Here is a 24,953-nt window from a genome sequence, read left to right as displayed (position 1 = left end):
TTAAAGTAAGCTACACATAATACTTAAACTTCAAGAACAGCTTTACTAAGGAATAACATATGGCTGCATTCTTTTCTTACTTACAAAGGTTGATCTGCTTAGACAAATCGATCTAAATTAAATCAAGGAGTGATTAATAATGAATGAAGTAGAAAAACAGTACCCAGTTCAAACAAGTTCTACATTTGTAAAAGGTGTATTTATCGGAGGATTGTTGGGAGCAGCAGCAGCATTGTTGTTTGCACCAAAACCAGGTCGCGAATTACGCGGAGATATCTCTGAGAAGTTTGTAGAAGCTACAGACAAAACTAAAGAAGTTGCTGGTAATGTAACAGACCGTACGAAAGAGATTGCTACAACTGTAGCAGATCAAACTTCTCAAGTAGCGGGTCTAGTAAGCGATTCTGCTGTTTCTCTAGCTCAAACCGTTTCTACTAAAGCTAAAGATGTAGCTAAATCAATTACAGACAACAAAGAAACAGTAAGCAGTTCTTTGTCTGATGCTGCTCAAAACGTAGCTAAAGACATCAAAGATGCTTCTGACAACGTAAGTAAAGATGTAAAAGATGCTTCTAACGATGTTGCTAAAGAAGCTCAAAACAAAACCAATGAAGTTAAAAAAGAAGTGAACTCTACAACGTCCACACCGGGTAGTAACAACACAAGCTTCCCTACACGTTAATAGTGATTCACGAATAGCCGGCTCATTGTAGTCGGCTATTTTTATGTCTCGTTCATAGAATATCGGATATTTATACTTAATTTATTTTATTATTTATACGAAAGTGAGGGAACATCTATGGCTCATGACAACAAAGAAGTATCACCACGCTCTCCAGAACTCGTTAAGCCACCTGAGGCAATCGGCGAACATCCTTTTGAATTACGTCACGAAGTGAAACGTCTCAATGAACGTCTGGATCAGATTGCAGAATCGTTAGATAAAGCAGAGATTCAAGATATTATTGAGAACTATAGCAGTGTGAAACGTCGACTTATGGTTAACTTTGTAGCAGGTGCAGCACGTGGTCTAGGATTATCTCTAGGAACGATTGTTGTTTTGGCTATTTTGGGTTTTATATTAAGCCAATTAGTTGATATGCCTCTTATCGGACAATATATTGCTCAACTTCTAGACTATGTTAAAGCTTCTCAAGGCAGATAATAGTGATCATTATGAGTATCAAAGTCAAAAAACCTCTACATTCAATGAATCACTTCGTGTGATTTAGGCATTGAATATAGAGGTTTTTTGATCTGTTAATAGTCGATAGCACAAAAAATGCGCTTATACTATTCCTTTCCGGAACAATACAGCGCATTTTAATAATCATCTATTTTCCAAAGTATCCTAGCATCGTTGCTACACTTCGTAACATACATTAAATGTATTTATCCGGAAGTGGAAGCATTTGACATAATCTGCTTCAACTTTTCAGTTGCTCGTTTTTGGATACGAGATACGCTCATTTGAGAAACACCAAGCTTTTGAGCGATCGCACGTTGAGATTGACCTTCCTGGAAAGCCAATAGCAGTACTTTCTGTTCTTGCTCTTTTAACTGACTAAGTGCTTGTTGTAAATCCATACGTTTCTCTACAGAATCGTAATCATTCACATCTGCACTAATCAATTCACCAAGTGTAGCTGCACTCTCTTCTTGTGATAGAGGAGAATCCAACGATACATAGTGATAGCATTCACGTCCAGCTAGAACTTCAATCGTTTCTTCTTCAGATAGATCTAGAAAGTGAGCAATCTCACGCACATGGGGTGAACGTTCTAACTTCATGGTTAATTCATCGATAGCTTGTTGTACTAACGCTCCCTTTTCCTTAATACGGCGGGGAACCTGTATGTACCAAGATTTATCGCGCAAGAAATTTTTCATATGCCCGATCATACTCTTCATGGCATATGGTTCAAACGGAATCCCAAGTGAGATATCGTATTGCTGCAACAAACGGATTAATGCCATCTGACCTACTTGGTACAAATCTTCATACAAGTCTGGTCGGTTACGGGCAATTTTACCCGAAGCCATTTTGACCATAGGCTCGTACTTTTTGATCAGTACTGTAGCGATGTCATTATCTTTTGTTTGTTGATACTCCCAGATCATACTGATTGCCTCGTCCATAGACTCGGGGGGAGTTAATCTTTCACTCATACAGTTTCCTCGCTTAGAGCAAGGTTTTTGGATAATATTACACGGGTACCTTGACCAGCAGAATTTTCGATACTCACATTATCCATTAATGCTTGCATCAAATAAAAACCTAAGCCACCGATTTGTACATCGTGTAGGTCTTTATCATGAAGTGTATTGTTCTGTCCCATATCCTTTACTGATTCGAAGCTCTCCCCTTCATCTTCGACAATAATGGATAATGTTTCTTCACCAACTTCAAAAGTCACTTCCACATGTCCTCCCTCTTGTCCGTACGCATACAGCACAGAGTTATTACAAGCTTCAGAGACTGCTACTTTCATATCTTCAATATCTTCATAGGAAAAGCCCATTTTAGAAGCAATTCCGTACAAGTTTAGTCTAACTACGTCCACAAATTCTGCCGTCGCTGGCAAATTAAGAACTACTTTTTGAGTATCAGCATTCATACGATGTTCGATCCTTTCCTATTGGGAATTCTCCTGAGGGACAAAAAACTTAGCAATACCTGTCATTTCAAACAATTTTTGAATCTGTGGAGGAACTTCTTCAACAGTAAAGCTGGCGTTCATACCGTGCCGTGCTTTGAGAATCGAAAGTAGAATACCAATACCTGTACTGTCAATATATTTCAGGTCTTTCATATTGATAATTAGATCTTGTTCTGCTTCCCCAACAAGAGGTTCCATTACAAGACGGAATTCCGGAGCAACCGATAAATCCATTTCCCCACTCAAAAATACGGTACATGCTCTTTCATCCATTTCAGTTACAACATTAAATTTCTCATTTTTATTAGTAGTCATAGACATTCTCCCCTGAACAATGGTTTCTTTACTAATAACCCAACTGTAAAACTTCTGAAACATCCGAAACAGAAGATAATATTACCCTATTTTTGTTGTTTAAACAAATATATTGTCCAGAAAATAATTTTATCTCTTGTTATCCGTATTAAAGGCAGGAAATAAAATTTATTTTCTTATTTTAAAGAAACCATTTATTTAAAAAACATTTTTTTTCGTTTCATAGTTACGATGATTAATTGAGTAATGTTCTAACATATTTTTAACGCTAGCCATTTTGACAGGCTTGCTAATGTAGTCGTCCATGCCTGCTGCAAAACAGCGTCCTTTGATTCCTTCCATCACATCGGCAGTCATCGCAATAATAACCGGATTCTCATCTTTTTGCAGATTACGAATCATTTTGGTTGCTTCTAGACCATCAATATTAGGCATCTGAACGTCCATAAAAATATAATCATATTGATGAACCGAAGCCATTCGAATCGCTTCTTCACCATCATCTGCCATATCCGGACTATATCCCAATCGATTCAGCATACTTACCATTAATTTCTGATTGATTGGATGATCATCCACGACCAGAATATTAGGAGCTTCAGTACTACGATTAGACCATAATTGATCTGCACGTTCTTCTAACAATCCTAAAGTGGGATCTTCCATAACATATTCACCGGTACAAATAGTAAAAACAAATACAGCTCCAGAACCTTCTTGAAGCGGTGTATTTTCGAGTCTAATTTCTCCATCCATCATCTGCACTAGATTTTTGCAAATCGCTAATCCTAGTCCTGTTCCACCATACTTACGGGTCATCGACGAATCTAATTGTGAAAAAGGTTGGAATAATTGTTCACGCTTTTCTTCAGCGATGCCAATCCCTGTATCTTTTACTTTAAATTCAAGTTCCAATCGTTCAGCAAGCTTGTCTTTGATCGTCACTTCCAAGTACACACCACCTTGCTCAGTGAACTTAATCGCATTGGCGGTTAAGTTGATCAACACTTGGCGTAAGCGAGCCATATCTCCATATAGATACGTTGGAACATCTTCTGTTATTGAATACATAAGTTCTAGATTTTTTTTGCCTGCATCGACAGAAAACAGACTGAACACTTCGGAAATACATGCTTCCAGCGAAAATGGATGTTCTTCCAATTCCATTTTTCCAGATTCCATTTTGGTAAAATCAAGAATATCGTTGATCACCATAACAAGTGTGTCTGCACTACTACGTATGATCGAAGCATATTCTTTCTGCTCTTCTTGCAATTCTGTATCCATAAGCAGATCAATCATGCCAATCACACCATTCATCGGTGTCCGAATTTCATGGCTCATCATCGCTAAAAATTCAGTTTTGGCTTTGGCTGCAATTTCTGCTGCTTCTTTTGCCACTGTTAGTTCTTGATTGATTTTCTCCAGTTCTAATGTTTTCTGTTGTAACAACATCGACTGTGTTTTGTGACGCTTATTGGTCAAATACATACTGACAAATCCTTCAATTTTGGACTTGAGGATTTGTGGAATAAATGGTTTGACCATATAATCAATCGCACCCGCAGAATAGCCTGCGAATAAGTGCTCCGATTCTTTACTATTTGCCGATATAAAAATAATTGGAATTTCTTTAGTTTTCTCGCGCGCTTTGATGAGTTTTGCCGTTTCAATCCCGTCCATCCCTGGCATTTGTACATCTAGTACAATCACAGCAAACTCATCTTTGAGCAGACAGCGTAATGCTTCTTCTCCAGATGTTGCTTTAATCAGATTATAACGTTCACTCTCAAGAACGGCTTCCAGAGCGAGCAAATTTTCTGGTCGATCATCTACCAATAAGATATGAATCGGTTCATGAAACCTCATGGAATCCCCCTACAATCTCTAATTAATTTTCCGATATACTTTCTCTACGCGATCCAATAACTCATAACTATCACTGTACTCTGTAAATTGCATAGATTCTTTAGAACCTAAGACTAGGATTCCAAAACGACTCAAACTTTCGTGAAACAATCCGTGGACTTGATCACGTAATTCGTCGTTAAAATATATCATTACATTCCGGCAAAGGATGACATTAAATTCATTAAACGAACGATCTGTCGCTAAGTTATGCTCAGCAAAGATCATATTTTTACGTAAAAAAGGTTGAAAGATCACAGAACTATACTTCGCTGTATAATATTCAGAAAACGAACGCTTCCCGCCCGCTTCTAGATAATTTTTAGTGTAGAGTTGCATACGTTCTATTCCAAATACGCCTTCACGTGCTTGTTGCAACGAGCGATTGTTCATATCTGTTGCATAGATTCTGGCTTTATCTAGCAAACCTTCCTCATGTAATAAGATTGCCATCGAATATACTTCTTCCCCTGTAGAACATCCAGCATGCCATATCCGAATATACGGATAAGTTCGCAATAAAGGAACCACTTTTTCACGGAACATACGAAAAAGAGAAGGATCACGGAACATTTCAGTGACAGGTATCGATAAATTTTGGATTAAACGTTCAAAACAAGCTCGATCATGCAGTACCTTTTCCTGAAGAGCCGAGATCGATTTAAGATTCTCGGCATGTACATGATGCCAGATGCGTCTCGTTAACGAAGCTCTAGCATAATTACGAAAATCATATCCATACAGACGATGTACTCCATCCATCAGTAAATCAACTTCAATATTTTCGCGTTCTGCTAGATTATTGACAATCAATTCATCCGCTTGGGGCGGTTCGGATTGGCTTGCTAATTGGTCACGTTTTGTTGATGTCATTATATTCAGCCCCGATTCAAATTACTTTTATAGGTTGAAGCTCTTTAAGGTATAGTCATTTATAAAATTCGAGTATTAATATCCATTACCCAAATTATTCACTTACGAATACAACCATACACGCATTAATGATAAAAGTTGATCGGTTTGAATTGGTTTTTTCACATAGTCAGAAGCGCCTGCTTCAATACACTTCGCACGATCATCTTTCATAGCTTTGGCAGTCAATGCGATAATCGGCAATTTCTCATAAGCTGGAATCTGACGAATAATACGCATTGCTTCATAACCATCCATCTCAGGCATCATCATATCCATTAATACTAGATCGAAATCTTCATGTTGTAAAATGTCGATGGCTTCTTTTCCATTTTCTGCAAATGTTACATCCATACGATAGCCTTCAAGCACACTGGATAAAGCAAATACGTTACGGACATCATCATCAACCAATAGAATTCGCTTGCCTTCAAATAACGTTTCTTTATTATGAAGTTTTTGCAAAATACGACGTTTGTCTTCTGGCAAATCTGCTTCGACGCGATGTAAGAATAATGTAGTCTCATCCAGCAAACGCTCTGGAGATTTCACATCTTTGATAATAATCGATTCTGCATATTTGCGTAATTGTGTCTCTTCTTTATTATCGAGTTCTTTACCTGTATAAATAATAATCGGCAGATCACTTAATTGTTGATCATCTCGAATACGATCTAATAATTCAAACCCTGTCATATCCGTAAGCATCAGATCAAGCACCATACAATCATAACGTTTGCTTCGCAGCTCATTTAATGCTTCTACACCTGTAGATACTGCGGTGATCGCTACATCGTCATGACCGATTAATTCAATAATCGATTTACGCTGATTCTCGTCATCTTCAACAATCAATAACTGCTTAAGACTTTGTGACGTATACGATTCTAGATGTGAAAATGCTTGTTCTAGCGATTCTTTACTGGATGGTTTTTTGAGATAAGCGATAGCCCCCATCATCAGTCCTTGTTTGACATCATCGACAACAGAAATCACATGAACAGGAATATGGCGAGTATGCGCATTGCTTTTCAGTTCACTCAAAATAGACCAGCCATCCATCACAGGAAGCTGAATATCAAGAATAATCGCATCCGGTATATACGTTTTAGCCATATGCATACCGGTATCTCCTTGCATAGCTACCAATGCTTTAAATCCACGACCACGAGCCATTTCTAACAAAATTTTAGCAAAGTTCACGTCATCTTCTATAATTAAAATGACTTTATCATTTTTGTTCAATTGATCTCGATCATCTGCCAAAGGCTGTGGAATAATCATTTTTTCGTCATTACTATCTTTTTTGTAAGCCGGGAAATCGGATGAATGACGAAGAACTTGCTCTGAGAAGTCAGCTGGCATATACATTTCATTATTGGAGTAATGGTTGTTAGATTCTTCTGATTGCGCTACTTGTTCATCACTCAAAGCATCTTGTCTAGGCAAATAAAGAGTAAACGCACTGCCTCGATTTTCTTCTGATTGTAGTCCGATTCCTCCACCTAAAAGGCGAGACAACTCACGACTAATTGATAGACCCAGTCCTGTACCTCCATATTTACGACTGGTGGTACCATCGACTTGTTGGAACGCTTCAAAAATAATATCCTGCTTATCTGCCGGAATCCCTATACCACTATCTTCCACTGTAATCGCAATATAATCTTGCTTACGATTGAGATAAGGAGGCACTTGATCGATAGATGGAAGCTCAATATTGACATTGATATAACCTGTATCTGTAAATTTAAATGCATTGGATAACATATTCCGTAGAATTTGCTTCACTCGGTGATCATCGGTCACTACTGCTTCTGGTACTTGATCGCCTATATTGATATTGAGATCTATTCCTTTTTGGATAGCTACTGGAGCAAAGTTCATATTGACAAACGTTTCAATAGATTTCATCGGAACAGCTTCCAGATTAATATCCATTTTGCCTGCATCGACTTTGGATAAATCTAGAATCTCATCAATCATTTTCAGCAAGTCTGCACCAGACATATAGATTGTACTTGCATACTCTACTTGTTTCTCTGTCAAATTACCGTTTTTATTTTCAGTTAGTAATTGAGATAGAATCAATAGACTATTTAGCGGTGTCCGTAATTCATGAGACATATTCGCAAGGAATTCTGATTTGTATTTACTTGTGACTGATAATTGCATCGCTTGTTGCTCTAATTGATGACGGCTTTGTTCAATTTCTTGATTCTGTTCTTCTACTTGTTGAACTTGTTCTTGCAGTTCGCGTGTCTTCGCAATCAGTTCATTGTTAAAGTGTTCTAACTCTTCTTGCTGACGTTGCAACAAATCTTCTGAGCGTTTGAGTTCTTCTGTCTGCTCTTCTAGATTTTCGTTAGAACGTTTAAGTTCTTCTTGTTGCATCTGTAGTTCTTCTGATTGACTTTGCAATTCTTCAGTCATCGTTTGCGATTCACGTAACAATTCTTCAATATGCAAACGACGATTAATATTGTTAAGGATTACACCTAAGTTGTGCGTTAAAAGAGCTAATAATTGTTTTTGCAATGATGTAAACGTACCTAATGAAGCTAGCTCAATAACCCCTAATAATTCATCATCAAATAAAATAGGATAGATCATTAGACTTTGAGGTTTATGTTGTCCTGTTGCAGAATGAATCGAAATATAATCATCAGGAACTTCATCCAAAATGATTGGATGTTGATCAGATGCACACTGTCCTGCTAGACCTTCGCCTAATACCAGTGAATGCTTCGCTTTTAACATGCCTTCGCCTGCATAGGAAGCTTGTAAAGTTAGAGAGTTAGGATTATTAAGCGGTCGTACATAAAGGGCTCCAAAATGAGCACCAAGCGTTGGAGAGAATTCATTAATAAACGTTTGGGCACTTTGTTCTAGTGTGCTCACACCACGTAATAATTCAGTAATACGTGCACTGTTGGAATTCAACCAAGATTGATCTTGCTGTGCTTGTTGATAACGATGTTCTGCTTCTCGTTGTTGTTCCAAATCTTCTGCCATTTCTTGAAAAACACGGGCTACATCGCCTATCTCATCTTTGGATTGCACTTTGATCCGGCTAATTGCACGTAAACGTCCTTCTGAAAAGCCATTGATCATTAAGGAAACGGTTCCTAGACCTTTGCTAATACTCGGAATAATCCACATCATAATGAGTAGACTCAACAAAATGCCACCCAACATAACATAGGTGGTGGTCTGAATAGAGCTTTGATACGCTTCATTCGCATTTTTGATTTCTTGATCAATCGCTAGATCTTGATAATCAGCTAATTCATTCGCTAAAGCTCCCAAATTATTTTGCGCAGCGAGTCCTGTGCCTGTACGATAATTGTTTGCTTGAGCAATCTGATTATCTGCTAATAAATTCAACACTTGATCTCCATAAGCATCAAAATCGGTCCATGCATCAGCTACTTCATTTACCATCTGTTTTTCTTCTAACGTCTGTGCACTTTCTTGTAATAAATTCACATTCTTCTGTGCATCATCACTTAACTTTTGAACAGTGGCACGACTTTCGGCTACCGATTCAGAGGAAGCGCTCAATAGCTGGTTCGCTAGTGCTTTGGCTATACTGTTCATATCTCCACGCAAGCTGGTAGAATATCTCACTTTGAGATAACGATCTTGGTATACTTTATCTAGCTGTTCATTCATGTAGTTCATTCGATCATAACTGATAAAAGCCAGCGTCATCATTAACATAATGATAACGCTGAATCCTATAACCAGCTTGGTTCTAATTTTCATCCAATGTCCGCTCCTTCACTCAATGAAATCCATACTAAACATTTATCATCATCACGTTCTTGTGAAGATATTTCGTCAAAAAATACTTTTTCGATCTGTTGGGTATTAATATGATGACTGGATTTCAATTCATTGATCAAGAACTCTAACTGTACATCTTGATCTCCTTCAACCATTTCAAGCAAGCCATCTGTGTAGAGAACAAGATGAGCATCACCTTCATAAGTGAAGCTTTTGGATTCCGCATCAATACGATCAAACAATCCTACAGGGAATGTCGTGGTAGATAATTTGGTCATCTGACCATCATCATGGAAAAAGAGTCCTGGTGGATGCCCTGCATTAACATAATCAACACGTTTGTATTTGGTATCGACTACTAAATAAATCGCTGTGAAGTAATATTGCACTAACTGATTTTCGATATGCAATTGGTTAAAGCGTCGATTCAGCTCTTGAATGACTTTTTCAGGTTCTACATAGGTAGTCACTGTATCCTTGAGTACCGAAGCGATAAACATGCAGAACAAAGAAGAAGAAATACCATGTCCCATCATATCCAGTAGAATGACTCCATATCGACCTTCGCCTAATGGATACCATGCATAAAGATCTCCTGCTAATTCAAAAGAAGGCTTATATAAAGCTTCAATCTGAATATTGAGATCTTGAATAGGCACACTTAATACGGCATGTTGCACCTGACTAGCTAATTTCAATTCATCTTGAATACGTTGATCTCGCTCTTTGTGCCAATCTTTCTCATGCTTAAGACGCAAAGCTAAGCGAATTCGCGCAAGCAATTCTACTTTATTGATCGGTTTAGTCACATAATCGACTGCTCCAGCATCTAAAGCTTCTGCTAATTTTTTGGAATCGCCTACAGCAGTAACCATAATAATCGGAATATCACGTAATTCATCATATTGTTGTACAATGCGGCAAGCTTCAATCCCATCCATTTCAGGCATCATCATATCTAAAAGAATGAGATCAATCTCATTTATTTTCGGTTTATTGACAACTCCCTCATCATTGATTCCCAGATGTCCAAACATTTCGCGTGCTGAAGAGGAAGTCGTGATATTGGTATATTTTTCTCTTTTGAGAATTTCACGAATAATAATTACGTTAGTAGGGTTATCATCAACTATTAATATATGCATAATTTCTCCTTGTCGCTTTATTTCAGCTTTTAGACAAACACTGATCTAGCTTCATAAATAAAGTGCAATCTCTATTATAAATCAAATACTGCTTTTCTCCAAAAGGAACAATATCAAAAATTCGTCAAAAAACCTTCAACTCTACTTTGAAAAGTAAAATTGAAGGTTGATCGTTACTTATTTATATTTTGATACCATTTCTTTATGATTTACGATTGGCAATAACAAGCACTTTGCCCAAATCAAGTTCGCTCTCATAGAAATCAGCCTCTTCTTTCGTAAATCCCATCGATGTGATTTTGGAGCGCAATTCGTCTCCACGTGAACGGAAAAAGTTAGCTACAGAATCGAACATTCCTTCTTCTTTCACACCCACTTCTTTGGCATTAGCTGTTTCAGCAATTTTTTCAGTAATATCTTTTTTATGGGCCAGTACGTAAATTTCTTCAAAGCTATATCCTGTTTTTTGTAAGTTTTTAGCTTCTTCTACAGCCTGTACACCATTTTCAACTACTTTGGCATAAGCTTTGGAATTTGTTGAATTTGTAGAACTCATCATTCGCCACTCTCCTCAGTATACTTATGATTGAATAGTATTAACCTTACTGAACATCAAATGAAACATACAAACAAGTACTTATTCCGAAGTTGCATCAAATATATCTACGCTACGAAGAGCGCCTGTTTGCGAATCCGTGAACACTTTAAGAGCAGATAATCCATTGGTATAACCTTCTCCATCTTCCGCTGAAAAGTCAGGCTTGCCCAGTGCTTTTCTGATTTCGTCTCTACCTAGCGTTATCTTCTGACCATCCAGTGTGATTGTGCCGACTTTGGCTGGCACACTGATATAAGTGATCCACTGATCTTGAAAACCAATATTTACATCTTGATATTGATATTCTTGATCGCCTAACTCATTTTCAACAATATGGTATGGTTTTCCTTTGATCCGCAGCACATCTTCTCTAGTATCTGCCAAAGAAATTCCATTCAACCGGCTATATTGTTCGTCATAAACAGAGTCAGTCGTTGAATACACCGCAGTCGAAGCTGTTAACTTAGGTGTTGCTACTTCAGTATGAAATACTGGTGTTGCTTCGTAATCAGCAGATTGTACAGTTGTAACTTCCTGTACTGGAGTAGCATCGGATACTTGAGCAGAACCGGAGTAAGGGGACAATATTCCAGCAAGTAGCATCATGAGAGTAATCATCGTCTCACCCTTTCTTACGGTATAAACTCTTGATACATGTTTAGTGGTTATACCTTAATTATTATCTGTCAACGTGTCTGAATGTGGTTTATTTACGGTATCTTTGCCATACAGTAGCCGCTGTATCTACCCATTTCATCCAGTTGGTAGCATTTGCGTGGCTATATGTAGCTGAGTATGACTGCAATGTACGTTGTTGCGGTGTAGAAGCAGTCGCTTTATTGTTGACACCTGTTGGATTAGAAGCAACCGGCTTCGGTTTACTTTCACCAATATGTTTAACTTTCTCGATCACTCGTAAAGACAAGTCTTTTGAAGATAAAGTTACATCGTTTAAGATTTCACCCAAGTTTTTAACAGTTTCCATTAACGGATCAACTTGTTTTAACTTGTGCTCTACATCGACTGTAATATCATTAACGTTACGAATCGTTTGTTTCACTTCATACGTTAATTCCTCAATTGTTTTTTGTACGTCTACCAAAGTAGAAGATACATTGTCTAACGATTTTGCAGCAGATTGAAGCACTTTAATAAGGAAAATAACGAGTGCTACAAATGCTAATGCGATAACGGCTACACTAATTTCAATAATCATGGCATTCCCTCTCTTTTCTTCTCAATATGATTTGGTGTTACAAGGTGTTCTGGTAAAAATAGTATCTGTCAACATTTCAAGATGTTACTCAATAACTACCCCTCAGTTTTACCACCGAAACATGAGAGCGTTATGAGCATCAAGATACGATTGCTTAAACAATGTAAATTGTTTCAAGCTAAAGTTTGTCGGTTAAGATACAACTACCAACGACATCACAACATTGAGTCATCTCAGAGTAAACATACATATATACTCAATGGACGTCGTCTTACGATTTATTTAAATCGTTATTTTATTATACTTAATATTTGAAAAGGAATGGTGATTACTTATGTTGAAATGGTCCGTTATCTTACTTATCATCGCATTAGTAGCAGGTATTTTCGGATTCTTCGGAATTGTTGAAGCTGCTGCTTCTATTGCTAAAGTGTTGTTCTTTATCTTCTTGGTATTGTTCGTGATCAGCTTGTTCACAGGCAGAAAACGAAGCTTCTAACATCATTGTAGAGGCTTAACTGAATACGATGATGTACCAAAAAACGCTTATCTCCTAGAGAGATAAGCGTTTTTTTATCTTTTATCCAAACTATATTCTGTATACCTTATATGTAAGTGCCCGTAGCGATTATCGCAGTAATAACTTGGGCAGACTCAGCAAGTTTAACTTGAATGATACTTGAATATGATCTTGTGCAAATTCCATTTGATTCACATTGACGATAGCTGGGAAGTATTTGGTCAATGATATGGTAATCGGTTCGATCCAAGCTCCACTAAAATCTCCATGTCGAACATGAGTGGCTTGATGATCTAGAACTAAGCGATTTTCTTCACGTTTAATATGAAAGTCTAGCAAGGCTCCAAAAGGAATTCCCCAATATGTCCCTCTTAGATCAGCAGTGACGTTCTGGTTATGCAATGTAAATTGTGCACCGGTCAGTTTGAGTCCCAAAGGAAATTCATGTTGGCGATCTAGCAATTCTTGCTTTGCCAATTGATTGAATTCATCTTGTGAAATAGTGGTTTCTAGCTTTTTCGTTTCGACCATACTGATGATTTTGGCTGTGGTATCTACATCCGTATACTCCAAATTCAATGGACGCTCAGGTGCCGCAATCCAGTATAACGTTCCTGCTCCAATGATTAGTAATGCTATAATTCCACTTAATATGCAAATGATCCACAAACGGATACGAACCGCTTTAGAACGTGTAATGGACATATAAGCTGCCCCTTTATCCAATATAATGGTGTAATTCTGGTAGGATGTATTTATTTTATATTTTTGGGTTCCACATGAACATGAACATAGCGAATATTATGAACCTGTTCCATTTTGGCTTCAATTTCATCGGTAATATCATGACTTTCAATAATGGTTAAGTCCGGTTGTACCTCAATAACGACATCAAGCAACGTCTGACTTCCATTTACACGAGCTTTGATATCTTTGATATGTTCTACCCCGTCGATTGATTCAATCGTTTGACGTAAACCGGGCAATTCTTTTTCATCAAAGCCATCTGTTAAACGGTGCATCGATTCACTTAGAATTTCCCATGCTGTTTTGCAAATAATCAATCCTACTGCCAGAGCAGCCACAATATCTAACCACGGCATCCCAAATTGAGACCCAATAATTCCTACTGCTGCTCCTATACTAACCAGAGCATCGGATAGATTGTCTTTAGCCGCCGCTTTGAGCGCTTGACTGCCTGTCTGCCGGGAAAGCTTGATATTATAACGATACACAAAATACATCACTACAGCACATAGTACAGCGACTCCTGCTGTCCATAATGCAGGGGATTCTTCTCGACCTGCAAATAAAGATTGTACTCCATCTACTAACACCTGCACTCCAACCATCGCCATAATAAATGAAGCGATCAGCGCGGCTACTGTCTCTGCACGAAAATGTCCATACGCATGATCAGAATCAGGCGGTTTTCTCGAAATCTTCAGCCCGATCAGTACAGCTAATGAAGCTACAATATCAGTTAAATTGTTAAGACCATCTGCTTTGAGTGCGCTGGATAGAAAAAGATAGCCAATGGTCAATTTGAAAGAGGATAAGATGAGATAACTGATAATGCTAACCCATGCCCCGCGTTCCCCTGCTTTAATATTCTGATATACATCAACCATTTTGTTCCCCCTGCTATAAAAGTAAGCATTTGAAAATGCTGAGATTACACTGATCACAAATTTTACCTAGCTAGCCACATTGAGCGTCCGTTCATCTTATCAAATGAATGTATAGTGGGTCTAGAGAAACGTTGTAGGTTAGATCAAACGTTGTGAGACCAAGCAAATGTTGTATGACTGACGAAATCTTGTAATGATTGTCCAACATTTTTGCCCACAGGAAAAATAAGCCGAATCATTTCGCATCTTTATCTACCTTTGCGAAATCATTCTGCTCTGGGCACAAATAAAAAACGGCTCTCCGTAAAGAGCCGCTGTTTCACTCTAATCTTATATTTACACTTGTACTGGATACATACGTTCGCGCATTTCTTTAACTTCTTTATTTTCCAAATATTCATCATAGCTCATCATACGATCAATCAGACCTGTTGGTGTGATCTCAATAATACGATTTGCAATCGTTTGGATAAACTGATGGTCATGAGAAGTAAGCATAATCGTACCATCGAAATCAGTCAAACCATTGTTCAATGCTGTAATAGATTCCAAGTCCAAGTGATTGGTAGGCTCGTCTAATAGTAGAACGTTACCGCCCATCAACATCATACGAGATAGCATACAACGTACTTTTTCTCCTCCAGACAAGACGTTTGCTTTTTTAAGCGCTTCGTCGCCTGAGAATAACATACGTCCTAAGAATCCACGTAGGAAAGATTCGTCTGGATCTTTAGAATACTGACGCAACCAGTCTACAAGTGAATCTTCTACGCCATCAAAGTAAGATGAGTTATCATTCGGGAAATACGCTTGAGACGTTGTAATTCCCCATTGGAATGTACCAGCATCTGGCTCGATTTCACCCATTAACAATTGGAATAATGTTGTTTTTGGCAATCCGTTTGGACCTACCAAAGCAATTTTATCGCCTTTGTTTACAGTGAAAGTCAAGTTGTCGATGATTTTTTCACCATCAATTGATTTCGTCAAACCGTCAACTAACAATAACTGTTTACCTGCTTCACGTTCACCTTTGAAGTTGATAAATGGATATTTACGGTTCGATGGACGAATATCATCCAAAGTGATTTTATCAAGCATTTTTTTACGAGAAGTCGCTTGTTTGGACTTCGATTTGTTCGCACTAAAGCGTAAGATAAAGGCTTGTAGTTCTTTAACTTTGTCTTCTTTTTTCTTATTCTGTTCACGACCCAATTGTAGCGCAAGCTGACTGGATTCGTACCAGAAGTCATAGTTACCTACATACATTTGGATTTTACCAAAGTCGATATCGGCAATATGCGTACATACAGTATTCAAGAAGTGACGATCATGACTGACTACGATAACAGTACCATCATAATCGGCCAAGAAATTTTCTAACCAGTGAATCGATTCGATATCCAAATGGTTGGTAGGCTCATCCAGTAACAGAATATTCGGATGACCGAACAATGCTTGCGCCAGCAATACGCGAACTTTCTCGTTACCGCCAAGCTCTTTCATTAATTTGGATTGCATTTCAGTGTTGATATCCAGACCGTTTAGCATTTCTGCTGCTTCAGATTCTGCTTCCCAACCGTTCATTTCAGCGAATTCAGCTTCCAATTCGCCTGCACGCATACCATCTTCATCTGTGAAATCAGCTTTGGCATACAATGCATCTTTTTCTTTCATAATATCGTACAGACGCTTGTGACCCATCATTACAGTCTCTAGCACCGGAAATTCATCATACTCAGATTGGTTCTGTTTTAGAATAGCTAAACGTTCGCCCGGTGTAATATGGATTTCGCCTTGGTTAGGCTCAATCTCACCAGAAAGAATTTTTAAAAATGTAGACTTACCTGCACCATTCGCACCGATTAGACCATAGCAGTTACCCGGCGTGAACTTGATATTTACATCTTCAAAAAGCGCGCGCTTACCATAGCGAAGCGTGACACCTGTTGTATTGATCATGTATTCATTACCATCCTTATCGTTAGTGAAGTATTTGTTGTAGAACATGTTGACCTTCATGAAAATAAGCATCGCTGTTTTCATAAAATTGCCGATGGCAATAGTATACCACACAACACCATCTAATCGAACAGCAGTATTGAGGAAACTGGAAAAAAATATGATCAACATTTTGGGATTGGATATATGATTTGAAATATCAAGTAAAGATAAGTTGTGATCTAGCAAAGTAAAAAACCGTTTAACTTTGGGTACGTTAAACGGTTGAATGTGTAGATTTAGCGTATTGAAATAGATCCATGTATCATTTAGTAGTATCAGCATTCCCATGAACGATTAAAGTCTCACCGTGAGCCAGAACACGAATACGCTCTTCAGCAATCTCAAGACGTTGGCGTTCCGCTTCTAAGCGATCCAATGCTTCACGGGCAGTATCGTCAGCAAGGCGGAATGTACCATAGTGCATCGGAATCATCGTCTCTGCATTCACATCGCAAAAGGCGCGAAGCGCTTCTTCAGGAGTGGTATGTTGCGAACTCATAAACCATTCCGGTTCATACGCTCCAATCGGCATCAACGTGATATGAATCTTGTATCGTTTACCAATTTCAGTGAAGCCCGGGAAATAACCACTATCTCCAGCAAAATAGATCGTTGGTGGTACTTTTTCTTCAGTGGAATGATCTGTTGGATGTTCTACCTCTTGTAACGTGACAGGATGATGAACAGGTTCGATAATATAACCGCCCCAATGTGATGTGTTGGTATCTAATAAGGTACGCCGACTCCAGTGTTGAGTAGGAACAAAAGTAATATGGATATCGCCTACTTTGAATGTTTCCCACCACTGCATTTCATGACAACGTGCAAATCCTTTACGTTTCATTTTGGCTTTGAGTCCTTGGGGAACAATAATAATCGTCGAACTACGGTAAAGCTGACGAATCGAACTGATATGCATATGATCGTAATGAGCATGAGACAGTAGAATAACATCAATAGGAGGCACATCTACAATCGGGATGCCCGGCTGTCCTATCCTTTTTTGAAAACCCATTCGGCTTGCCCACACCGGATCTGTGACGATATTCAATCCTTCATATTGGATAAAAAAGGTTGAATGCCCTACCCATGTAATCGAAGCATCTTCACGATTATTATGTAAATAATCGATCTCAGGGGGTTGATTAGGAACGATATAAGAATGATCTTTATTTTTGAGTCGTCGTTCTTCACGCCATTGCCGTAATTGCTTAAGCGTCTTATCTGTACTTATATTATCCATATTGTTATAACGAATTTTCGGCATGTGCTACTCACTCTCCTCAACGCTTTTCTTCTCCCATTATTACCCTATTTTCAAAAAAGCGTATCAATCTACGTCTGTTCAGTAATAGATAGAATAGACCAAATAAGCGCATCAGAGAACGATTCTTTTACAGACCTACACCTATTGGAATGAGATGTAATCCTGCTTCAGCATCATGCCGTACAAGCACTTCTACTCCATAGATATCCCGAATAAGATCGTGAGTAATCATATCGCCCGGTACTCCGCTGGCGATAATCGCACCTGCTTTCATCGCAATCAGACGATGACTGTAACGAATCGCTTGATTAATATCATGAAGCACCATCACGATCGTCAATTGATGTTCTTTATTCAGGCGATCGATCAATTCCATAATCTCTAACTGATAATACATATCGAGATACGTCGTCGGTTCATCAAGAAAAAGAATCGGAGTCCGTTGCGCAAGTGCCATAGCAATCCAGACCCGTTGCTGTTCTCCACCAGACAATTGATCTAATGTGCTGAATCTTTTTTCGTGTAAATTAGTACAATCTAACGCCCACTCTATCGCTTGCTCATCTTCTGCTTGTAGTGAACTAAATAGTGTACGGTGCGGTAATCGACCAAAGCTAACTAACTTTTCAATCGTCAGATCCGCAGGTGCCTCATTTTGCTGATGCACAACCGCTAATTTGCGTGCTAATTCTTTCGGTTTATATTGAGCAATGATTTTGCCATCTAATATCACCTGTCCAAGACGAGGTACCGCATTATTAGACATCACATGCAGTAAGGTGGACTTGCCGCATCCATTGGGACCGATAATTGTTGTAATTTTCCCTGGCTGAATCTGTGCATTGACTTGATGAAGACGATCAATACGACGATCATATGAAAAAGTAATATCGTTAACGTCCATAGATACGGTCACTCCTTGTAATAAGGAAAATAAGAAAAGGTCCACCAATAACCGCCATAATAATCGAAGCTGGAATTTCATTAGGAGCCAGTACCGTTCTTCCAAGCGTATCAGCAAGCAACAATAATAAAGCTCCTGCGACTGCGGAAAAAGGAATTAACCACTTATGATCCGATCCAACAAGTTGGCGTGCAATATGAGGGATCAATAATCCGATAAATACAATCACTCCTGCGATTGCAGTAGCTGTAGCCGCCAAAATAACCGCAATCACAGAGATCAACAATCGAGCACGGGTAACATGGAGACCTAGATTTTTGGCTGTTTTTTCTTGTAAGGCTAGAAAGTTACACCATGAATACACTAATATCGCAAGAATTAATCCTATTCCGCCATATATTAAAATGATCTCTACATCGACCCACTTTTTCATAGCTAATGTTGAAGTGGTGACTTGGTTAATACTGGTGACTGCATAACTTCCTCGATAATTAAACGATTGCCCCAGCCCTGAAAAAATAGCGTTCACCGCAACACCGATTAAAATCAATCGAATCGGATGCAGTCCCGATTTCCATGAAAACCCGTATACCATGAAACAAGCCAAAGCCCCACCAAAAAACGAAAATAAAGGCATCCAAAAATATAAGGTTGGAAATAGAGTCACTGCAATAAGTGACACGAATGCGGCTCCAGAAGATATGCCAATCACTCCTGAATCGGCTAATGGATTCTTCATCACTGCTTGCAATAATACACCAGCTACGGCTAGTGCTGCGCCTGCCATCATGGCTACAATAATACGAGGCAATCGTAAGTCTCGTACAACATTGACCTGATTATCAGTGCCTGTCCATAATCCTTGTATTAGTTGCCATATCCCTACTTTGAGACTGCCCGTCATCGCTGAATACAGCACAACTCCGATCAGTAGCGCACAGACAACTATAAAGCTCCATAGTCGCTTACGATTCTGATGAGTATACGCAGTCTGCTCACTTTTAGAAGAAGATGGATTTGAATATTCTGTAGATGGTTTAGCTATCATTTATAACATCCTTCTTGTCATAGATTAGGAAGAGGGATACATCATTTGCAGTAATTCATCTAATGCTTGAGGAGCAGACAGGCTGGCTGTAGTTCCAAACAAAGGTTCTGGCAGATCATAGACTTGTCCTGTTTTAACCGCATTAAAATGTTTCCAAATATCATTCGTCTTGAAATCTTCATCGAACATTTTTACCACTTCTTCAGGCATCCCATGAGCCGCTCGCAAAATAATATCTGGATTCGACTTTTGCAAATATTCTGTATTGGACGCTAAGTATTCAACACTTTCTCCTTGGACTACATTGGTTCCACCTGCAATCTTCACAAGATCACCGATATACGAATGTTCAGTAGCCACAAGATAACTTCCCGGTACACCTAGCAAAATCAATACTTTAGGAGAAGGTTTGTCTGCTACGGTCTTTTTCACTTCAGCTACTTTGGTCTTTAATGTATCTGTGACTGCTTTTGCTTTGGTTGTGCGATCAAATTGTGTTCCCATTTTCAAAATTTCATTTTCCATTTTTTCCAGACTTTCAAAATTCAAAAATTCAGCATTCATATTCAAATCTTTGAATTTGGGTTCCAGATCATATTGTAGCGTTGTGACCGACAATACATCTGTAGGTTGTAACGATAATACTTTCTCCATATCAGGGCTCATCGGGTTACCCACATCAGGAATATCTTTATATTGTGGAGGTAATGTCTTGGTACTGGTTGGTTTGCCGACTAATGGAAGATCCAGTGCAGCAGTAATCTCAGTAATAGCTACAGTTGTTGCTACAATTCGTGCAGACGAAGCGGTATTCATAGACGTATCGTGGGTAGCTGTAGATGGCCCTGCTTGAGCGCCTGTCGAACATCCTGCTAATACAAGAACAAGCATCCATAACCAAGCTAAACGTTTCACTTATTTCCCCTCTTTCTATGGTTACTGCCTTAAATGCCTACAAGTCCTGGCACAATTGCGCCAAGACTCACAGACTTTATTGCTTATCTTTATGAATTTACAGCTCTTTTTTACTGGATAGATCAAATTGGAATTGAACGCTATACCAGTGATCATAAGCCACACCACCGATAACTAAGCCCGGTACAATGACATGGGTGTATGCACTGATTTTTTGAGATAAATCATTCACTTCAAATTGCACCACACGCTGATCACCCGATGTTGAGATCACTTCTACATCTTGCAAAGTGCCATTTTGCTTCACTTGTAGAACAGGCATCCAGCTACTTTTATCCAGTGTAATTTGAGCAAATGTTTTACCGTCTTTTTGGATCAAAGTCGCTTGTTTGTTCACATAGTCATTCATAACGGATAATTCGTTGCTTTGATCTTTGTATACTTTATAAGCTATTTTGTATTTTTGTTCTGTTGGTTCTGCTGGTTGTGTTTCTTGAACAGGTGCGGTTACTGTGGGCTCCATTCCGTTTTCTTTGAGCGTATTGCGATCAAAGAGGATTTGCCCGCCCATTTTCTCATCGTTCAAATAACGATCCGGCATAGACACTTGACTGAAGATACTTAATTTTTGATCCAGATTAGGCACTTCAAATGTAACGGTACGTGCGTTACTTGTTGTTGTATTGGCTACAATCGTTGGATCGGTATATTTTCCTTCAAAATCAGTCTGGAATGTAGGTACAGCCTGACTATTTTCGATTGTAATTGTAGCGTAGACTTTGCCATTTTTTGCAGTCAGATGTGCCGTCTGATCTACATAATCAGCAAGGATAGAATCTTGTTCACTACCATTTTGTAAAATACGATATTGAGCGGTATACTCACCATCTTCGATAGTATTGGTTCCTTTTTCTACTGTGGTTGTCGTCTCGGTTGTATCTTTGGTGACCTTAGCCGTATCAAATTTAAATTCAAAATCATAGACTGTCTCATTGTTACTATCAGTAGGAGTACTTGCTATACTAACTCCACTGTTTGTCACTAACTGTGCAGCAATATTCTTTTTGAAATCTGCTACACTAAAACGCACCGTTTTGGTATTCGCTTGTTCATCTGTTGCTGTCACTTCTGCATCGGTATAGATGCCGTTGTTGCTAACACGTAATGCTTTGACTTCTTTGGCATCTTGAAGAGTTACGACCGCATAACGTTGATCTCCTTCAACCACGAATTGAGCTGGCTGATCTTTGGATATATAACGTTGTACAGGAGATACCTCATCCGAAGATGAGTTAGGTACAAGAACCTGGAATGGCATATTGTACTTCCCGTTGCTTAATTTATCGTAATCAAGCGGGATCAAAGGTGTAGATGTCGCCGAAGCTTTGGGTTCTTCATACGGCCCCAGTGAACCGAATTTGAAATCGACATTGTACGTATGATCGTATACCCCTAAACCTGCAACTTCACCTAATGGAATCACCACATGGGTATTGACTACGATTGTCTCTGACAAGTCTTTAACCGCAAATTGAACAACACGTTGATTGCCACTGGTCGAAATGACTTGTGCATCGCTACCGCCTACTTTAAATGTTTTGATCCAATCGCTTTCTTTTAAAGTAATCTGGACATACAGCTTGCCTGAACGCTTGATCACTGTAGCTGGTTTGAGTGTATATTCATCCATTACGGATAACGTTTTTTCTTTAAACTTATAAGCGGTAAAACCAGCACTATATTTCCCGTCTGCCATTTCATTCGGGTTGGTTGGTACTGTTGGTGTAGTTGGCTCTTCTGGTGTAGTCGGAACCAACGTCATATTAGCAAGATCGAACTTGAGGCGAATCGGATAATCGGCTTCGTATACGGAACCTGCATATGATGTTTTGATATGCACTTGAGCATTCAATGGACGACTCGGATCGGTCACAGGGAATGTAACAACTCTTGTATTTGCTGTTGTGTCTTCGCTGATCACCTCGGTATCCGTCAGTGTGCCATTTTGCTCTGTTTTGAACGCAGTAATCACCGAACTATCTTTGATCACATTGAGAGATGCCTGATATTTACCATCGACTGCGGTCAACGTGACTTTGGAATCAAAATAACTACCCATTGTCGATACAGCATCTGTGGTGGATTTTAATGTAGACATCGGGATCGTGTAGGTTCCATTGTCGATGAACACCGGTGTTGGTACTGTTGGTGTTGTCGGTTCTGGCAATTGAGTACTATCAAATTTGAATTGAATCGTATAGTAATGATCATAATCAGGTACAACTTCAGGTGGGATCACCACATGAGTATAGGCGTTTAACACAGGATTCGTTTTGGATAAATGACTGGCTTCAAATTGAATGACTCTTGTGTTCGCTGCTGAATCAGTCGAAATGACCGTGACATCGGTATAATTCTTGCCACCATTACCATCGACTTGTAACGATTTGATCCAAGCACTATTTTTCAGTGTGAGCTGGATATACTTTTTCTCACCTTTGGTAATCAATGTAGCTGGTTTTGTCACATATCCATCCATTACCGATATTTCGCTACTATTATCTTTAAATACTTGATAATTCAGTGTCGTTGAACTATCCGGTATAGGCGTGATCACTGGAGCAATCTTCGTTGTATCCCATTTGAATCGAATAGGATAATCCGATTCGTATACTGAACCTGCATATGATGTTTTGATATGCACTTTAGCATTCACTATACTTTCTAGATTGGCGATAGGGAATGTAACTACTCTTGTATTCGCTGTTGTATCTGCACTTACTATACTTGTTTCGGTGAATATTCCATTTTGCTCTGTTTGGAGTGATGTGATCACAGAACTATCTTTGATAATATTCAAAATCACTTCGTACTTACCGTTTTTGGAGACTAATGTAGCCGGACTACCAAAATAATTAGCCATAGAAGACGCATCATCTGTTTTTTCTTTTAGTGTCGCAAAAGTCAGACTGTATTGCCCATCTGCTAACGATAATGGAATCGAAGCTGGGTCAAAGCTCAATTGAACCGTATGCCATTCATCATAAGCACCCATATTCGGAATCGTGCCCGCTGGAATCACCACATGCACTTTGGCATTGATCACAGGATTGGTTTTGGATAATGAATTGGCTGCAAATTGTATCAATCTTGTATTCGTTACTGTGTCTGAAGAAATGAGATCAACATCCGTATAGTTGCTGTCTTTATCTACATCCGTCTGTAAAGCTTGAATCCAATTGCTATTTTTCAACGTCAGTTGAACATATTTTTGGGAGCCATTTGTGATTAGTTTAGCTGGTTTTTGCAAATAGCTATCCATCATCGATGTTGTAGTTGTTCCATCTTTTAATACCGTATATGCAATAGCAGTCTCCGTTCCTGTAGCCGGTTCAACCGGGATCACAGGCGGTGTCTTGTCTATAACTTTCAAAGTGGAAGGATTCAGAGTGAGACGTTCATTGTTAGACATTTCGTTAAATGTGTAGTTAATATTGATTTCTTTGGTTAGATCGTATACGTCAAATGCAACTGTACCTTTCGTTGTACTTCCAGATGCTAATGTGATCTGAGCATCATGAGTTTGCTCATTTTGAGTGGCTTTGAATTGGGTAAATAAATAAGCATTATTACTCTCGAAGGAGAAATGATAATGGCCGTTGTCTATCGTTAATTGACCCGGATTGGTCGCATTTTCTGAAGATTTGAATACATTGGATGCTACTACTTTTCCAGAAGCATTCGTACGCATTACTTGATATGCAATCGTATATTCGCCATCTGCATACGTATCATAGGTAGCAGACGTCACTGAAGGATCATGAGATTGTACAGTAAATAATGGTTTTGCTGTTTCTGTTGTAGGGGTTGTTGCCTGAGTTGTAGTCGTGGACGTTGTGTCTGAAGAAGAATACGTATCGCTAGTTACACTTGATCCTGTTGCACTGCTTGATGATGAAGAATCTGTCTCTTCTGCAAATACAGCTGATAACGTCGGAGATACCAACGATAACATCATCAAAAATACAGTACATACGATCAAATAAGTTCTAAATTGCCTTTTCAATGTATATGATCCCCCTGTTAATAAAATAGACTTCTCTGGAACAAGATTGTCCCAG

21 protein-coding genes are annotated in these 24,953 nt (G+C 38.8%); 3 read left to right on the top strand and 18 right to left on the bottom strand.

Annotated features, from left to right (window positions below; genetic code table 11):
* The first annotated feature begins 139 nt into the window (after positions 1–139).
* Complete coding sequence (locus tag RCP16_RS00610; RefSeq protein WP_069325600.1) at positions 140–682, top strand: YtxH domain-containing protein; 543 nt, start codon at positions 140–142, stop codon at positions 680–682.
* Between the two features lie 117 nt (positions 683–799).
* Positions 800–1,165, top strand: coding sequence for a DUF5665 domain-containing protein (locus RCP16_RS00605; RefSeq protein ID WP_308641430.1), 366 nt, complete (start codon positions 800–802; stop codon positions 1,163–1,165).
* Positions 1,166–1,392: 227 nt separating this feature from the next.
* On the opposite strand, the gene RCP16_RS00600 is transcribed toward RCP16_RS00605, so the two are convergent.
* From RCP16_RS00600 to RCP16_RS00555, 10 genes are all read right to left on the bottom strand, one after another.
* Entirely contained in the window at positions 1,393–2,169 is a 777-nt protein-coding gene (locus RCP16_RS00600) for a sigma-70 family RNA polymerase sigma factor (RefSeq protein ID WP_069325602.1), read from the bottom strand.
* Positions 2,166–2,618, bottom strand: coding sequence for an anti-sigma B factor RsbW (gene rsbW, locus RCP16_RS00595; protein ID WP_069325603.1), 453 nt, complete (start codon positions 2,616–2,618; stop codon positions 2,166–2,168). Before rsbW ends, RCP16_RS00600 begins: the two co-directional genes overlap by 4 nt.
* An 18-nt stretch (positions 2,619–2,636) precedes the next feature.
* Positions 2,637–2,975, bottom strand: a complete 339-nt coding sequence (locus RCP16_RS00590) for an STAS domain-containing protein (RefSeq protein WP_069325604.1) — start codon at positions 2,973–2,975, stop codon at positions 2,637–2,639.
* Between the two features lie 198 nt (positions 2,976–3,173).
* Positions 3,174–4,844, bottom strand: coding sequence for a hybrid sensor histidine kinase/response regulator (locus RCP16_RS00585; RefSeq protein ID WP_069325605.1), 1,671 nt, complete (start codon positions 4,842–4,844; stop codon positions 3,174–3,176).
* Between the two features lie 18 nt (positions 4,845–4,862).
* The gene (locus RCP16_RS00580; protein WP_503467186.1) at positions 4,863–5,756 is read right to left on the bottom strand and encodes a CheR family methyltransferase; all 894 of its coding nucleotides are present in this window, start codon (positions 5,754–5,756) and stop codon (positions 4,863–4,865) included.
* Positions 5,757–5,858: 102 nt separating this feature from the next.
* Positions 5,859–9,563 (bottom strand): response regulator, encoded by a 3,705-nt coding sequence (locus RCP16_RS00575; RefSeq protein ID WP_308641429.1) that lies wholly within the window; start codon positions 9,561–9,563, stop codon positions 5,859–5,861.
* Positions 9,560–10,729 (bottom strand): PP2C family protein-serine/threonine phosphatase, encoded by a 1,170-nt coding sequence (locus RCP16_RS00570; RefSeq protein WP_069325607.1) that lies wholly within the window; start codon positions 10,727–10,729, stop codon positions 9,560–9,562. Before RCP16_RS00570 ends, RCP16_RS00575 begins: the two co-directional genes overlap by 4 nt.
* Positions 10,730–10,931: 202 nt before the next feature.
* A complete protein-coding gene (locus RCP16_RS00565) occupies positions 10,932–11,288 on the bottom strand; it encodes a YflT domain-containing protein (protein WP_241669431.1) in 357 nt (118 codons plus the stop codon).
* A gap of 78 nt (positions 11,289–11,366) precedes the next feature.
* Positions 11,367–11,945 carry a hypothetical protein gene (locus RCP16_RS00560; RefSeq protein WP_308641428.1) on the bottom strand — a complete coding sequence of 193 codons (579 nt, stop codon included), beginning with the start codon at positions 11,943–11,945 and terminating at the stop codon, positions 11,367–11,369.
* An 88-nt stretch (positions 11,946–12,033) separates the two neighbouring features.
* Positions 12,034–12,543, bottom strand: a complete 510-nt coding sequence (locus RCP16_RS00555) for a DUF948 domain-containing protein (RefSeq protein WP_069325609.1) — start codon at positions 12,541–12,543, stop codon at positions 12,034–12,036.
* A gap of 334 nt (positions 12,544–12,877) precedes the next feature.
* On the opposite strand from RCP16_RS00555, the gene RCP16_RS00550 reads away from it, so the two are divergent.
* Complete coding sequence (locus tag RCP16_RS00550) at positions 12,878–13,042, top strand: DUF1328 domain-containing protein (protein ID WP_083243274.1); 165 nt, start codon at positions 12,878–12,880, stop codon at positions 13,040–13,042.
* 129 nt (positions 13,043–13,171) lie between these two features.
* On the opposite strand, the gene RCP16_RS00545 is transcribed toward RCP16_RS00550, so the two are convergent.
* From RCP16_RS00545 to RCP16_RS00510, 8 genes are all read right to left on the bottom strand, one after another.
* Entirely contained in the window at positions 13,172–13,768 is a 597-nt protein-coding gene (locus RCP16_RS00545; protein WP_308641427.1) for a hypothetical protein, read from the bottom strand.
* Positions 13,769–13,818: 50 nt separating this feature from the next.
* Positions 13,819–14,694 carry a cation diffusion facilitator family transporter gene (locus tag RCP16_RS00540; RefSeq protein WP_069325611.1) on the bottom strand — a complete coding sequence of 292 codons (876 nt, stop codon included), beginning with the start codon at positions 14,692–14,694 and terminating at the stop codon, positions 13,819–13,821.
* Positions 14,695–15,030: 336 nt separating this feature from the next.
* The gene (locus RCP16_RS00535; RefSeq protein WP_069325612.1) at positions 15,031–16,656 is read right to left on the bottom strand and encodes an ABC-F family ATP-binding cassette domain-containing protein; all 1,626 of its coding nucleotides are present in this window, start codon (positions 16,654–16,656) and stop codon (positions 15,031–15,033) included.
* Between the two features lie 304 nt (positions 16,657–16,960).
* Positions 16,961–17,965, bottom strand: a complete 1,005-nt coding sequence (locus RCP16_RS00530) for an MBL fold metallo-hydrolase (protein ID WP_308641426.1) — start codon at positions 17,963–17,965, stop codon at positions 16,961–16,963.
* 127 nt (positions 17,966–18,092) lie between these two features.
* Positions 18,093–18,869, bottom strand: coding sequence for an ABC transporter ATP-binding protein (locus RCP16_RS00525; RefSeq protein ID WP_308641425.1), 777 nt, complete (start codon positions 18,867–18,869; stop codon positions 18,093–18,095).
* Complete coding sequence (locus RCP16_RS00520) at positions 18,859–19,917, bottom strand: FecCD family ABC transporter permease (protein WP_308641424.1); 1,059 nt, start codon at positions 19,915–19,917, stop codon at positions 18,859–18,861. The genes RCP16_RS00525 and RCP16_RS00520 overlap by 11 nt, the downstream gene beginning before the upstream one ends.
* A gap of 24 nt (positions 19,918–19,941) precedes the next feature.
* Positions 19,942–20,808 (bottom strand): heme ABC transporter substrate-binding protein IsdE, encoded by an 867-nt coding sequence (gene isdE, locus RCP16_RS00515; protein ID WP_371748219.1) that lies wholly within the window; start codon positions 20,806–20,808, stop codon positions 19,942–19,944.
* A gap of 121 nt (positions 20,809–20,929) precedes the next feature.
* Positions 20,930–24,898: an NEAT domain-containing protein gene (locus tag RCP16_RS00510; protein WP_308641422.1), complete on the bottom strand. Its 3,969-nt coding sequence runs from the start codon at positions 24,896–24,898 to the stop codon at positions 20,930–20,932.
* Positions 24,899–24,953: the final 55 nt, after the last annotated feature.

Source organism: Paenibacillus nuruki (assembly GCF_963311185.1).
Lineage (GTDB): Bacteria > Bacillota > Bacilli > Paenibacillales > Paenibacillaceae > Saccharibacillus > Saccharibacillus nuruki.
The sequence above is the reverse complement of the archived record's forward strand: the minus strand, read 5'-3'. Positions and strand labels throughout refer to the sequence as shown.